We start from the raw sequence: 13,904 nt of genomic DNA, 5'->3' as shown, positions 1-13,904 counted from the left end.
ATGATTGGAGGCACACATATTTGCGCCCCCACCTCTATCCACCATATCTAGAAAAATCTGGAAGACCGCTCTTATGGGTTCCTATCAATGATAATTTTAAGCATTGGGAACCCCTAAAAATTCAGAGTTTATGAACGCAGCCGACGATAAAACGATTGTTCGTGAGTATTTCAATTCCACAGGGTTTGACCGTTGGAAGCGAATCTACGGCGATGGCGAAGTCAACAAAGTCCAACTAGACATTCGCAATGGACACCAGCAAACCGTAGATACAGTTATCGCCTGGTTGAAGGCTGATGACAATTTACCAGAGCTATCAATCTGCGATGCTGGGTGTGGTGTCGGTAGTCTTAGCATCCCTCTAGCGGTAGATGGTGCGAAAGTCTATGCCACCGATATTTCTGAAAAAATGGTGGAAGAAGGCAAGGATAGAGCAAAGCTTATCTTGCCAAATGCTGAAAATCCCACTTTTGCTGTGCAGGATTTAGAATCGTTGAGTGGGAGTTACCATACCGTTATTTGCTTGGATGTTCTCATTCACTATCCCCAAGAAAAAGCCGATGAGATGATTTCTCATCTCTGTTCTTTAGCACAGTCGCGGATAATTCTCAGTTTTGCACCGAAGACCTGTGCCCTGAGTATACTCAAGAAAATTGGCAGTTTCTTTCCTGGGCCAAGTAAAGCGACTCGTGCATATTTGCATCGTGAGGCTGATGTGGTGAAAATTTTAGAAACTAATGGCTTTTCATTGCAACGAAAGGCGATGACGAAGACTCGTTTCTATTTTTCCCGCCTACTGGAAGCTACACGCAATTAAGATAAATATTATCAGTCTGTCAAATTTAATTTGATAGGTTCGTAGTTTGCACCTGAGCTAAGATAGCGCAAACTACGAACAATCCGCACATATTGGTTGTTTGTTGACAGCTAATCATTAGCAAGGTAAGCAAAAATTTCGGTATAAAAGCTAAAAACCATCGTCGTAGTAGATTGATATACTAGAACCTTTACGAAAGTCAGGTTAAAATCGCTAGCAAAGTTCAAATTTTAAGTGGAACTATGAAAACTGCTGAAAAATTGGCTGCCGCTTGGCTACTGACATTCGGATTTATGTTTGTAATGCTATCAGCAGCAGACGTATTTAATAAAACGACTATGGAAAAATCAATCACGCTACCCTTAGCCTGGGATGGATCGATTGAGTTTGCAGCACCAACAGATACCCCTGTAATTGATAAGATTGTGGTAGAACGTCTAATTTTTGGCGTTCCTAGCCTAACACTGGGCACATGGTTAGCATTGGGATTATACCGTCAAAGTCGACAGGAGAAAAAGGCGCTTAATCAACAAATTAGCGATCGCTTGCAATCGATTTTTTATGAGATGCTACAAGAGAATCATGGGCGCGTAACTGTTTTAGGCTTCGCAATGCAATCAAAACTACCCGCAGCCTACGCCAGACAATATTTAGACGAAAAAGCTAAAGAATTCAATGCAAACTTTAAAGTCAACGAAGAAGGGGCTGTATCATATCATTTTGATGTCTAATTGTCATTAGTCACTTGTCTTTTGTCCTTTGTCACTTGTACTGAGCGTAGCCGTTGGTGGATCTTCTCGTAGAGAAGTATTTGTCCTTTGTTATTAACTAATGACCAATGACTAATGACTAATGACTAATAATCAACTTACAGATAGGTCTAATGACGCAGATTTTTTTGAGCGTAGCTGCCATCTTAGGCGGTTTGTCAGTTGCTGGTGGTGCTTTTGCTTCCCATGCATTGCGGGAAAAAATTAGTGAGCGATCGCTAGAAATTTTTGAAACTGGCGCTCGTTACCAAATGTATCATGCTCTCGCACTTTTTTTAGTAGCAATACTAATTAGTCGTAGCGAGTCACCTCAACCCACTCTTGTAGCCAGTGGATGGCTGTTTCTCGCTGGCATTGCTATTTTCTCAGGTAGCTTGTATGCCCTTAGCTTAACCGGCATTAAGTCATTGGGAGCGATCGCGCCACTAGGTGGTGCAGCTTTTCTTGCTGGTTGGGGTACTTTAGCTTTTGCTGCTTGGAATTTGAAGTTGTAAAAAAATTAATTATCCGATATTTGTAGGGTGCATTAATAAAGTGTAATGCGCCATCTTTGCAATACTTTTCGGTTAAAGGGGAAAGGTAAAAGGGAAAAGGTTTAAATGCACCCTTTGCCCCTTACCCTTTACCCTTTTCCCAAACCGCCAAAGTGGTGTTTGGCACTTATCCGAAAAGTATTGGCCATCTTTGGACTGTTCTCAGTATGTTAACTGCTCCTGTCTAATGCTCCCTACAAATTGGATATTTTTTTAATTAGAAGTTTTGAAAGCGACCAGTATATTTTAAATAGGATTTACAAATAAAATTTATTTCTGCAATTTTACATTAGTTCTCAGGCGTACCAGAAAACTATGCAAAGCTGCATTCGCTGTAGGTACTTCAGGTAATAGGGTAGATTCGTATGCTTCCTGCAACTTATGACGCAGACGTTCATATTCTATTTGATGAAAATCTACATTAATATTTGACACAACAGACTTTTCTTGCCCTGCTATTTTTTGAGCAATTAGATCGTGAATATATGATAACTTGAAAACTTCATTTAATTTAATTAAATTAGCTTCAATTATACCTGTCTGCATCAAATAAATCCCAGTCAATAAAACTCGATAAATATAAAGTAATGGCTTTAATCGATATGTGTTTTCCTTTTCAAAAAGTTTCCATTGGGTTGTTGCAAAACCAATATAATGGTAATAATGATGACAGGTAATACAACTTTTGGCAATAAACTTTAATTCCTCATGTTCGGGTGAAGTTGTTAATACTAAAGGTGAGTATAATTGTTCTAATACATAGCCATTCTTTTTAAGCAGCATTAAAAAGAATTTTTTTACATCATGAGTTACTAAATCAATTTCTAAAGATTCTCGAACTTCTGAAACTTCAATAGTTTCATTCCCAGTTTCTAATCCTACAACTTCTTCAATCGGTAAAACATACACCCCACGCAAGTCATAGTCAGAATCAGGTGATGGAAAACCATATAAATGGGAACCACTAATGATGGTGAATAAAAGCGGGTAAGGCTGTTGCTCAATAATTGTGTTTATAGAAGGTGGAATATTTATCATGTGCCGTTTACTTGCTTACCTCGGTTCGCCTGTTTCTTTAGAAAATCTTTTGTATAAACCAGAACACTCACTTATAGTTCAAGCTTATCAACCCCGCGAAATGCCCTCTGGGGAAGTAAATGCAGATGGCTTTGGTGTAGGTTGGTATCATAGCCAAAAAGATATCGAACCATTTACCTATAAAAATACCCTACCTATTTGGAATGACATAAACTTACCCAGCCTCAGCCGTTATATTGAATCTAAGTGTGTACTTGCTTATGTCCGCAATGCTACATCCGAACAAGCTCTAGATTTTGCTAATTGTCAGCCCTTTAAACATCAACAACAGCTATTTATTCATGATGGACTCATCGAAAATTTCCGCAAAACATTACACAGAAAAATCCGCAGCACTTTAACTCAAGACTTTTACGAAAAAGTTAATGGCAATACTGACTCTGAACATATTTTTGCATTGTTACTTTCACAAAGTCAAATTAACAAACATCGACCTCCAGAGTATGCTTTACGTACTACATTATTAACATTATTAGAAATGGCAAAGCGCTATCAAATAGAAGCCTCAATCAATATAATCTTTAGTGACGGACATCGCCTGATAGCCTCTCGATTTGCTACAAACTCTCCGCCTCCATCTCTTTATTGGATTCGAGACGAGCCAACTTTTCCAAATTCTATAATTATTGCGTCCGAACCTCTATTTATAGGTAATTGGAACGCTTTCCCAGAAAATAGTATTATTACTGTTAAAACAGACTGTGAAATCCAAATTGAGCGAATTTAGTGCCAAATCAACTATTTGATAAACCTTATTTAAGCTAGCGCTAAGTGAGACTATTCTCACCTAAAATTTATGTAAACTTGACCTCGACATTATCAAGCAACAACTCACAGCACAAGGTTTATTATCTGTTCAGTTATAGACAGATCAAAATCAATGGTTCGGTTTATTCTGACTTCTAGATTATGACTTCTGAATTCTTCTTCAAATTCCTCTCACACCAGCAAAAGAGAATAATTAAAATCTCTTTTGTTGGAGTGATATTTGAACTAGGTAAAGTTGCAAATTATGTAAATATTAGCCGCCGATTATTGCCGCATCGATGGTGTAGGAAATATTCTGCTGAATATAGGAAGCCTTAGTTTTGGCTTAGTGGCAGCTATATTGGTATTAGCAGAAGAGTTATTGCTTACCTCAGAGACGATAGTTGGTTTGTTATTGGTAGAATTGGCAGAATCATTCAATGGAATAGTCGAAGATAAATTTGAAGATACAGAACTAATATTATCAGTATTGTGACTGTTGGGCTTTACTGGAGTTTGAGCTTGGCATGGAGTAACGATCAAAGCCGAAGCTGTTCCTAATGCTAGCATGAGGAAATGAGAAAAATATTTTTGCATGGAATTGGCAAAATGGGTTGGTAAATATTAAAAGTCTTAAGAAGTTGTGCTTTCTCTTAGTTTTAATAAATAAACCGTCGTTTTAGTGTGTAAAACATGGCAATGTTATTCTATAAAACCATAACTTTAGGTTTTATAAGTAAATAACTACTAGCCTTTAGTAGTACATTAATTAGTTGAAAAATCCTAAGCGTACCGAATCAAATCCCCTATAAGTCAAGGGTGATATAAATTTCTCTTTAATAAAAAGAGAGTGGTTATTTCTAGACTACTGAATCAGTTTGACAGAAAGTTAGCAGATAGATACACCTGAATTAGCTGACGTTTTCATTAATCAACTAAGCCAGCACAACTATCTACACTTTAGTTTTATTTAACTTGTTATTGAAAGAGGAATACTACTGATTTTTTGATAAAGCTAGTTTATAGGAGATTAACTCTTAGCTAGCATATTTAAGTAACTAAGGCAGAAAGTCTATGAACTTTTAATAAAACCTGAGCTTTATGAAGTAGCTTCTGTAAATAAATACCTGTATGCGTTCAGCAATGCATACTAATCGTTTATTTATAAATATCTTAAAGCAGCATCCCGTTCAGATCGGACTAGCCAGCAATCAAGCGATCGTTTTTTCCTCTTATGTCGATATTTTAAGCTTTACTATCCCATGTGAAACTTTCAGAGCATTTGGGGAATCTAACAAGTTAGACTAGACTTCTCTAGTTAGGAATAGCGATATCCACGCCCCTATTTTCTGAAATTATATGAGATTTACAACCTTCAAATATCTTTTCGCACTCTTGCTAGTCAACTTTAGTTTTTTGCAGACTGTTGATGCTCAAACTCCGGTAACTGAAATCCCTAAGCTATCTCAAGAAGCTGCTGTACTTCGGAAACAAGGCCCAAGGGGGTTACAAGTTTTTCTAAAATCTCATATCAATAGACTAAAGATTAATTCTTCAGATGCAGTTCTACCTTCCTCTGAACTTCGGTTAGCTTTAGATGAACTCTGTCAACAACGAGATTGTTATGCCTCTCGTCTCTACTGGTATACCGATATAGAACAAGCGAAAGCTGCTGCTAGAACCAGTGGTAAACCCATTTTATCTCTGCGGTTGCTGGGCAGACTAGATCAAGATTTGAGTTGTGCTAATAGCAGGTTCTTCAGGGTAGCGCTGTATCCAAATAATGAAATTTCTAAGCTGCTTCAAGACCGCTTCATTTTGCACTGGCAATCAGTGCGCCCTGTACCTAAAGTAACTATTGATTTTGGCGACGGACGCAAGTTGGAGCGGACAATTACAGGAAATAGTATTCACTATATATTAGATGCATCGGGTCGTCCAATTGATGCAATTCCAGGGTTGTATAGTCCCAAGGCATTTTTGCGTCAGCTTCAGCAGGCTGAAGTAGCAGTAAAAAATTATAGTAAACTGACACCAAGCGATCGCGAGGCTTTTTTAAAAAAATACCACAGCGATCGCTTAAATTCTATCCAAGCCCAGTGGGTTGCAGATTTATCCCGCCTGGGTATCCAGTCTCCTCCTAAATTGGTGAAAATTCCCAGCAATCCCAGCCAGTCACCGACAGCAGAAATAGCAAGTTCTCTTGCAGTTTCTAAGATGAGAGTTGAAACGCCAATGCTGAGTGCTTTCCAGTCTGATGCTGAACGGAATCAAAACGCTTTAGCTGAAATTACCGACCAGGAAGTTTGGAACAAAATCGCTCAACTGTATGCCGCCGATGTCAAGCTAGATCGGAACAGCATCTCTCTAATCAAAGCTAAAAAATCTCAGTCTGCTAACGCTCAACAAGATAATTTGCCGATAATAGTGAAAAAATTTGAAACCACAATGGCTTTAGATACAGTCAGAAATGAATATATGCTACACAGCCAAATTCATCAATGGTTTATGCAAGGTAAGCAAACAAGCAATGTGGAAGCGCTCAATGAGCAAGTATACGCACAACTATTTTTAACTCCTAGTTCAGACCCCTGGCTAGGGCTTTTCCCCAGCGACAGCTACAGCGCTATTGATAATGATGGCATCCGTTAAGTTTGATACAGCAGTTTTCAGGTATTTAGACCATGACTGAGACGGGAAATGCAGAGTAGGTCACTGTAGCTCAATTACTTGAAAAACGCTGTAAATTGAAGTAAATAAAAGGAGTGATGAGATTTTATCGTATTGACACCTTACTCATCACTCCTGACGATTTGCGCGTTGATTAGCTGTTACGCATTGTTAAATTACACCAGCTTACTACTTCATTTATCCTCTAACTAAAGAGGCGGATAATTGTTAAGTTGCTATGTAATTGTCTATACTAATGCTTTTAACTTCTTAATATCCATTAGTCTTACTCTTGCTTATGCCAAATAGTTGCTTAATGAATTTATGAAAATCGAAAAGCTCAGATTACGGACTTTTACAACAAGTTAGTAATCTTTTTGTTAAAAAAACGTATTCATGGGCACAACCAAACTTAACTTGGATTATATATCTTTGGTAGTATTAGCTTGATGCCTGTGATGGAAGTTAGGGAAAAGATTATCAGTTATTCTAAGTAATTATGGAAACAATGAATATTAGCACTAAATCATTCGTTGGGGGAATGACAATGTGGGTTAAACAAGAGTAGAGGCTTAAGGCTTAGATCCAGGGTTTTGTGATTGTGGTGTTTTATAGGACTACTATTTGATTTTTGAAAAGATACGTAGGGGAGCCAGTTGCATGGGGGGTTTCCCGACTTGAGCTACTTCGTAGCGGTAGCGACGCTCCTGCGTCGCTGGCGTTACGTTAGGGACAACATAACGCACCATTATTAAGGCTTTGGTGCGTTACGGCTTACGCCTAACACACCCTACAAATACTTAGATTTTTCATAAATCAAATATGATTCCTATATCCAATTTCTCTCTTAGTCATAGTTGTGACCGACTTATAAATTTAATCAAAAATTAGCATAATTTTATAGGTTGTTTGAGAGGTATTTCACTGTAACTTTAGATACTTTTGGATTTCCCCGAACTTACACTATCCAATCCATTTGGAGAGCAAGTAAATGGATTTAGAAGGATATAAAACTTTTGATACCGACGGACTTTTCAAATAGCCTTTTAAATAGCACATTTAGCGCTTGTATAGCTTAGTTTACCGAATTGTCTTACCAAAGGTAGAAGTAATACTTAGCAAAATGCCGTAACCTCTATTGCAAAAAACCATCTGAGCGTTTATAAGTATTAACAAGCACTCAATAGTTTTCTACTAATAGATTTTTTTGCTCAACCTCTGCAAACAAGTCGCGGGAATTTAAGGTGAACATAGAAAAATTTATCCAACGTACAGAAACATTGCACAAGCGTTTAACAGATTTATACGAAACTGCTAGTGTATTACCTTGGATTTCATCGGATCTTCTGCCGCAAGCTTTTAAGGAACTTTATAACACCTCAAAGGTAGTGCAGTTAGCAGCAGAGGAACTCTATGAGGAAAACGAGGAACTAATACAAACACGGAATCGGTTAGAAATAGAACGCCAACACTATCAAGAATTATTCGAGTTTGCACCTGATGCCTATTTAGTAACTAATACAGAAGGAATCATTAAAGAAGCTAATTTCACCGCAGCTAAATTGCTCAATGTTTCAAAGCAACTTTTAGTGGGTAAACCAATGATTAACTTTGTCCCTCTAGAAGAACGTCAACACCTTCGTAGCGAACTTATCCAACTATCGCAATCAGATAGAGGTAGAGAGCTATTGATACGCTTACAACAACGTCATGGTAAGTTCTTTGATGCAGCTTTAACAGTAGGAGTTGTCCGTAATTCGCAGGGTCAGGCGACCTCTCTGCGTTGGTTAGTACGCAATACTACTGAACGAAAACGAGAAGAATTAGCGGTCATTAAAAATGATAGCGACCTCTTCTACGATCGCCCTGTACAGAAATATTCTAAAGGAGAAACTATTTCTCTTAACCCATTAGTAATTTTTTATGTTTGTCAGGGTTTAGTTAAACTTAATACCTACTGTGAAACGGGTGAAGAAATTTTAATAGGATTGGCTACAGCAGGAATGGTTTTTGGTTCTAGTTTAACATCTCTCAACATTTACCAAGCAACAGCCCTCTCGGATGTTGATGTAGGTAGTGTCAATTTACTCAGCAGAGATCGCAACTTCCCCAACTCTGAGCCATATACTTTTACCAAAAATTAATCACAGATTACGGCAAACAGAATCTTTTTTAGCCATTTCTGGAAGGCGACGAGTACAAGAGCGCTTGCAGCAACTATTACAACTTTTGAAACAGGAAGTTGGTGAAGTTATACCGGAGGGAACTCGCCTAAATGTTCGCTTTACTCACGAAGATTTTGCTAGTGCCTGCTGTACTACCAGGGTGACAATTACACGATTGATCGGTAAATTACAAGAAGAAGGGATAATCAGTTTTGACTTAAAAAAACACATGATATTAAAAGATTTTGATTAATTACTTATGGATAATTTCTTATGGGAATTAACTTTGTAGGCTGCCAAGACATAAGGTGATCACAGAATTTAAAAATGTACCCAAAATGATGTATATCTAATTTGATATGTATTGCTAAAACCGCGATGCCTACGGCGGGCTACACCTACGCAACATGTCAAATCAGTTATGTACACATTTGGCAACACAACTCCATCATCGGGCTACATCTTAGCACTGGACTTAGGTACAACAGGCAATCGCGCCTTTGTGTTTAACGCAGACGGCAAGATTGTAGGGCAGGCATACAAAGAACTAACTCAGTATTATCCTCAGCCCGGATGGTTAGAACACGATGCTCAACAAATCTGGAAAGATACGTGTTGGGTAATGCAAACCGCAATTGAGAATGCCCAGATTGTTCCATCAACGATCGCAGCTTTGGGACTAACTGTACAGCGTGAAACCTGTTTGATTTGGGACAAAACCACTGGTAAACCACTCCATAAAGCGATCGTTTGGCAAGATCGCCGCACTGCCCCCCTTTGTCACCAGTTACAACAAGATTACGCTCAAGAAATTTACGATCGCACTGGATTAATCATTGATGCCTATTTTTCTGCTACTAAGCTCAGGTGGCTATTAGACAAATTTACAGATGTTGATCTAAACAATGTGTTAGCGGGCACTATTGATACCTGGGTGCTATGGAATCTCACAGGTGGGAAAGTCCATGCTACTGACCACAGCAACGCTAGCCGGACAATGTTGATGAATCTCAAAACCTGCCAATGGGATGAAAATTTACTGAGTCTGTTTCAGATTCCGGCTGAGATTTTGCCCCAAATTCAACCTAGTTTAGGAGAATTTGGAGTTACTGATGCTAATTTGTTGGGTGCTGAAATTCCCATTACTGCCATTTTGGGGGATCAACAAGCGGCCTTATTTGGTCACGGCTGCGATCGCCCTGGTTTGATGAAATGTACTTACGGAACTGGTAGCTTTTTGGTAGCTCACACAGGTGAACAAATTGTGCGATCGCACCATCAACTTATTTCTACAGTGGCGTGGACACAAGCCAAACCAAGCGGTACTTTAGATGTAGGCTATGCTCTTGAAGGCAGTATGTTTACGAGTGGAGCTTGTATTCAATGGTTGCGCGATCGCCTAAAGCTGATTAAAACTGCTGCTGAAAGTGAAATGATGGCAAATCAGGTAAAAGATAATGGCGGAGTCTACTTTGTACCTGCATTTAGTGGGCTAGGCGCACCCTATTGGGATATGAGCGCGAGGGGAGCCTTTTTTGGCATTACCGCTAGTGTACAACCAGAGCATTTAGTACGCGCTGTGTTGGAAGCGATCGCTTACCAAGTTTTGGAGGTAGTGCAAGCGATTAATGCATCTAGCAGTACTCCCGTTAAGCGATTAACTGTAGATGGTGGTGCTTGCGAGAATAATTTTTTGATGCAATTCCAGGCTGATGTTTTAGGTATTTCAGTTGAACGACCGATAATGCGTGATACGACCGTTCAAGGTGCAGCATTTGCAGCAGGTTTAGCTGTAGGATTTTGGGAGAACTATGAAGCACTGGTGCAGCAACGGCGAATTGAGCGTGTGTTTGAGCCAGGAAGCAATGCCCCATTATCCAATTTTGCTATCTGGCAAAAGGCAGTGAAACGCACTCTCGCTTGGGAGGAGTAAATGCTTAGGGAATAGGGAATGGGGAATGGGGAAAACCCACAGCTTTTAAGCGTGGGATTTTAATAAGGGCGAAGAATTTAAGAGCGCTGCGCGTCTCGAAAAATATCTTTTTTCAAATGAGCTTTTAACCCATAACTAACTAAAGTTTCTATTACTATTCCCTGTTCCCTATTCCCCATTCCCTACCCGAAGGGTTAATTAAAATTTTGTTCCAGATAACGTGGATCGCGCACTCCTACGTGCAAAATCACTGCTGTAACTAACCCACCTATCGCTGCCACCAAGAAGGCAGTTCTATAGTCAATATTGTCCACTATCCATCCACCTAAAAGGGGAGCAACGATTGTAGCAGGGGCAACAAGGGTATTACCAAGACCAATATAGGCTGCTCGTTGACGCTGATTACCAAACTCTAAGGTCATTACCGCAGCAACATTTTGCAGAGCGCTCATACCTATTCCCGCTCCGATAAACACCAAGTAAAAACAGTTTATATTTGTTGCTAGCCCAGCTAAAACCGAACTGAACGCACAAACAACAGAACCAGCTTCTAAGACCAACTTATTACCCCAGCGATCGCCTACCCAACCCAAAACTAATCCAGCAATAGTTTGCGTCATCATCAACAGACCAGTAATTAACCCAATAGATTCTTCTCCCATCCCATATTGATGTACGGCATAAAGTGTGTAGAACGGAAGGGGCATTAATGCTAATTGTGAAAGCATACGTGCGATCGCAAAGTGACGGAAATTCTTATCGCTCCGAAGAATCACACTCAGACTGTCCCAAAATTCACGTCTAGTTTCAATGGTGGATAATGAGTTATTTACTGGCTCTCGCGTTCTAGACATAAAAAACCAAGACAAAGCCATTGCAACGCTGGCGCACAAAAAACAGAGAGCAAAGTTAAATGGCTGGGCAATTTGTTTGAGCAGTAAAGCAGCGATCAAAGTACCAAAGACACTCATCAGATTAGCCGTCGCAGCTGAAGTACCATAAAAAATCCCAAGCCTTCCAGAGGGAACAATTTTAGCAACCATACTTTGCCAAGCAGGAGCGCTAAATCCACTGCCTAGTGCCTGCCAAATCAGTATGGCGAATGTCAGATATAAGATAGTTTGGCTATTGAGTTTTAGCTCTAACAAAGCAACCATTGCTAATCCTAAAAAAGGAAGTCTTTGGTGAATTGTCAAGTACATTACAGTTGGTTTGTAACACTGTAGCCGAGCTATTCTATGAGCTATTAATAGCTGGGGTAGTTGCCAACCTAAACGCGGAATAGCTGGGATAAGGCCGATAAGCAGTGCAGAACTAGTAAAACCACTAACAAATAGAGGTATAATCGTGATATATGAGGCAAAACCAGCCCCTAAACCAAAAAATGCACTTTCAGCAACATTGACAGTCAAGTTATGACGAAGGTCTTTTTGAATTTTAGAGTTAAGCATTTTTATAGATATTGCAAGTGTAGATAAGTTTTTTCTGCCATACCAAAATTCGGCTTTTTCAAGCCGCATTTAGATAATTAAAAATTTGAAAAATAACGCTTTTAGAAGAAACTAATCCATCAGTCTGCCGAGCAAGAAATACCTCTGTTATTTATTGCTCTTTTTAGCTATATTCTGTGGGGATTGTGTTTCTTTTAAATTGAATAATGAACGCGATCACCTGAATTTTGCTAAAGATTGGCACAGCAAAGCAAATAGCGATGATTATCATCCATATCCTCAAATTTGCATAGCTTTAGAATTTTAGATTTTCTGTTTTTTTACTCACTGGTGATTTAGGAAAATTTGGGCAGCATTTTAAACAGATTTATGTTCTTTTTAGATACTTAGTATGTACTAAGTACCAAACAAAAATCTGAGTTCAATAAATTGTTCCCAGATGCCGCGCTTAAATTATCATTGGAGAATATTTTTTTTAAAAGTTCGAATTATGTATTTGCAAGGTTTTGGCGATTTACGTTCCAATAACTTGGAATACTGTTAAGTATGTGTAGGGTGTGTTATCGCCGAGAGTACAGCACCAAAAACTTCAAATGGTGCGTTAGCCAGAGACATAACACAACGCCAGTTGCCGAACCTCCTCAACGCACTGGCTCCCCTGCGTATATTTCAAAAATCAAACATGAGTCCCATAGCTGTTTTAAAATACTACTGACATCTCATCTAAGGATGCTCTCCGTATGATTACTAAACCTAAGATTTTCATTGATGGCGAATCAGGAACCACAGGCTTACAAATTTACTCACGTCTCAATCAACGGGATGATATCGAGTTAGTTAGCATTGAGGCATCGAAACGTAAAGATGCAAGTGAGCGAGCTAAACTAATCAATGCCGTTGATGTTGTTATTCTCTGCCTACCTGATGATGCAGCCCGCGAAGCTGTTAGCTTAGTAAGTAGTAATACGGTTAAAATCCTTGATGCTAGTAGTGCCTATCGCACAGCCAATGGCTGGGTATATGGCTTCCCTGAACTCAATCCAGGGCAGAGAGAGAAAATCGCCAACGCCCAGTTTATCAGCAATCCAGGCTGTTATCCTACAGGATTTTTAGCCTGTATCCGTCCGTTGATTGCTAAGGGAATTTTAAAAAGTAATTTTCCCATCACCGTTAACGCAATATCAGGTTACTCTGGTGGCGGAAAGAATCTCATCAATCAATATCATACTTTCCATGAACAACAAGCCGGAGGAGAGTCACTACATCCTTATGGCATCTACGGTTTGCGGTTTGGGCATAAGCACGTCAAGGAAATGCATTATTATTCAGGGTTAGCATCGCCGCCACTGTTTGTACCGTCAGTAGGGGATTTTGAGCGAGGGATGCTAGTTCAAGTACCTTTGCCACTAGGAATTTTGGATAATCCACCATCAGGTGAGGTAATCTATGAAGCGATCGCTAACTACTACCAAAGTGAAAAATTTGTGCAGGTTGCTCCATATCAAGATTCTACTCTGCTGCGAGACGGAACATTTTTGGATGCGATCGCAATGAACGGCACTAATATTGTTCAGGTTTTTGTATTCGCCAATGACACCACCAAAGAAGCGTTGCTAGTTGCTCGTCTCGACAACTTAGGCAAAGGCGCATCAGGAGCCGCAATCCAAAACCTAAATATTATGTTGGGTTTTCCAGAAGAGTTGGGATTGTGATAAAAAAA

Annotated in this window: 10 protein-coding genes and 1 pseudogene; 8 read left to right on the top strand and 3 right to left on the bottom strand. The window is 39.4% G+C overall.

Annotated features, from left to right (window positions below):
• The first annotated feature begins 130 nt into the window (after positions 1-130).
• From bchM to RMZ41_RS20855, 3 genes are all read left to right on the top strand, one after another.
• Entirely contained in the window at positions 131-817 is a 687-nt protein-coding gene (gene bchM, locus RMZ41_RS20865) for a magnesium protoporphyrin IX methyltransferase (protein WP_322642680.1), read from the top strand.
• Between the two features lie 242 nt (positions 818-1,059).
• Positions 1,060-1,548, top strand: a complete 489-nt coding sequence (locus RMZ41_RS20860; RefSeq protein ID WP_322642681.1) for a hypothetical protein — start codon at positions 1,060-1,062, stop codon at positions 1,546-1,548.
• Positions 1,549-1,700: 152 nt separating this feature from the next.
• Positions 1,701-2,081, top strand: coding sequence for a DUF423 domain-containing protein (locus RMZ41_RS20855; protein ID WP_322642682.1), 381 nt, complete (start codon positions 1,701-1,703; stop codon positions 2,079-2,081).
• A 309-nt stretch (positions 2,082-2,390) separates the two neighbouring features.
• On the opposite strand, the gene RMZ41_RS20850 is transcribed toward RMZ41_RS20855, so the two are convergent.
• Positions 2,391-3,158, bottom strand: coding sequence for a DNA polymerase beta superfamily protein (locus RMZ41_RS20850; RefSeq protein ID WP_322642683.1), 768 nt, complete (start codon positions 3,156-3,158; stop codon positions 2,391-2,393).
• On the opposite strand from RMZ41_RS20850, the gene egtC reads away from it, so the two are divergent.
• Positions 3,157-3,945: an ergothioneine biosynthesis protein EgtC gene (gene egtC / locus RMZ41_RS20845; protein ID WP_322642684.1), complete on the top strand. Its 789-nt coding sequence runs from the start codon at positions 3,157-3,159 to the stop codon at positions 3,943-3,945. The two genes, RMZ41_RS20850 and egtC, sit on opposite strands and share 2 nt — an antisense overlap.
• A 305-nt stretch (positions 3,946-4,250) precedes the next feature.
• Here the strand turns inward: egtC and RMZ41_RS20840 are convergent, their stop codons facing one another.
• The gene (locus RMZ41_RS20840) at positions 4,251-4,562 is read right to left on the bottom strand and encodes a hypothetical protein (protein ID WP_322642685.1); all 312 of its coding nucleotides are present in this window, start codon (positions 4,560-4,562) and stop codon (positions 4,251-4,253) included.
• Positions 4,563-5,324: 762 nt separating this feature from the next.
• Here RMZ41_RS20840 and RMZ41_RS20835 point away from each other — a divergent pair.
• The 3 genes and pseudogenes from RMZ41_RS20835 (at position 5,325) to glpK (ending at position 10,733) form a co-directional block, all read left to right on the top strand.
• Positions 5,325-6,617, top strand: a complete 1,293-nt coding sequence (locus tag RMZ41_RS20835) for a hypothetical protein (protein WP_322642686.1) — start codon at positions 5,325-5,327, stop codon at positions 6,615-6,617.
• Between the two features lie 1,262 nt (positions 6,618-7,879).
• Positions 7,880-9,053, top strand: a pseudogene (locus tag RMZ41_RS20830) (PAS domain S-box protein).
• A 168-nt stretch (positions 9,054-9,221) separates the two neighbouring features.
• Positions 9,222-10,733 carry a glycerol kinase GlpK gene (glpK, locus tag RMZ41_RS20825; protein WP_322642687.1) on the top strand — a complete coding sequence of 504 codons (1,512 nt, stop codon included), beginning with the start codon at positions 9,222-9,224 and terminating at the stop codon, positions 10,731-10,733.
• Positions 10,734-10,927: 194 nt separating this feature from the next.
• On the opposite strand, the gene RMZ41_RS20820 is transcribed toward glpK, so the two are convergent.
• A complete protein-coding gene (locus RMZ41_RS20820) occupies positions 10,928-12,184 on the bottom strand; it encodes an MFS transporter (RefSeq protein WP_322642688.1) in 1,257 nt (418 codons plus the stop codon).
• 743 nt (positions 12,185-12,927) lie between these two features.
• On the opposite strand from RMZ41_RS20820, the gene argC reads away from it, so the two are divergent.
• A complete protein-coding gene (gene argC / locus RMZ41_RS20815; protein WP_322642707.1) occupies positions 12,928-13,896 on the top strand; it encodes an N-acetyl-gamma-glutamyl-phosphate reductase in 969 nt (322 codons plus the stop codon).
• The last annotated feature ends 8 nt before the right edge of the window (positions 13,897-13,904 follow it).

It is taken from the genome of Nostoc sp. DedVER02, assembly GCF_034530675.2.
Lineage (GTDB): Bacteria > Cyanobacteriota > Cyanobacteriia > Cyanobacteriales > Nostocaceae > Nostoc.
The sequence above is the reverse complement of the archived record's forward strand: the minus strand, read 5'-3'. Positions and strand labels throughout refer to the sequence as shown.

Excerpts from the sequence above, each read along its gene's own strand:
- glpK (WP_322642687.1), top strand. The coding sequence starts at position 9,222 with ATGTACACATTTGGCAACACAACTCCATCATCGGGCTACATCTTAGCA.
- egtC (WP_322642684.1), top strand. The coding sequence starts at position 3,157 with ATGTGCCGTTTACTTGCTTACCTCGGTTCGCCTGTTTCTTTAGAAAAT.
- RMZ41_RS20835 (WP_322642686.1), top strand. The coding sequence starts at position 5,325 with ATGAGATTTACAACCTTCAAATATCTTTTCGCACTCTTGCTAGTCAAC.
- bchM (WP_322642680.1), top strand. The coding sequence starts at position 131 with ATGAACGCAGCCGACGATAAAACGATTGTTCGTGAGTATTTCAATTCC.
- RMZ41_RS20855 (WP_322642682.1), top strand. The coding sequence starts at position 1,701 with ATGACGCAGATTTTTTTGAGCGTAGCTGCCATCTTAGGCGGTTTGTCA.
- RMZ41_RS20820 (WP_322642688.1), bottom strand. The coding sequence starts at position 12,184 with ATGCTTAACTCTAAAATTCAAAAAGACCTTCGTCATAACTTGACTGTC.
- RMZ41_RS20860 (WP_322642681.1), top strand. The coding sequence starts at position 1,060 with ATGAAAACTGCTGAAAAATTGGCTGCCGCTTGGCTACTGACATTCGGA.
- RMZ41_RS20840 (WP_322642685.1), bottom strand. The coding sequence starts at position 4,562 with ATGCAAAAATATTTTTCTCATTTCCTCATGCTAGCATTAGGAACAGCT.
- RMZ41_RS20850 (WP_322642683.1), bottom strand. The coding sequence starts at position 3,158 with ATGATAAATATTCCACCTTCTATAAACACAATTATTGAGCAACAGCCT.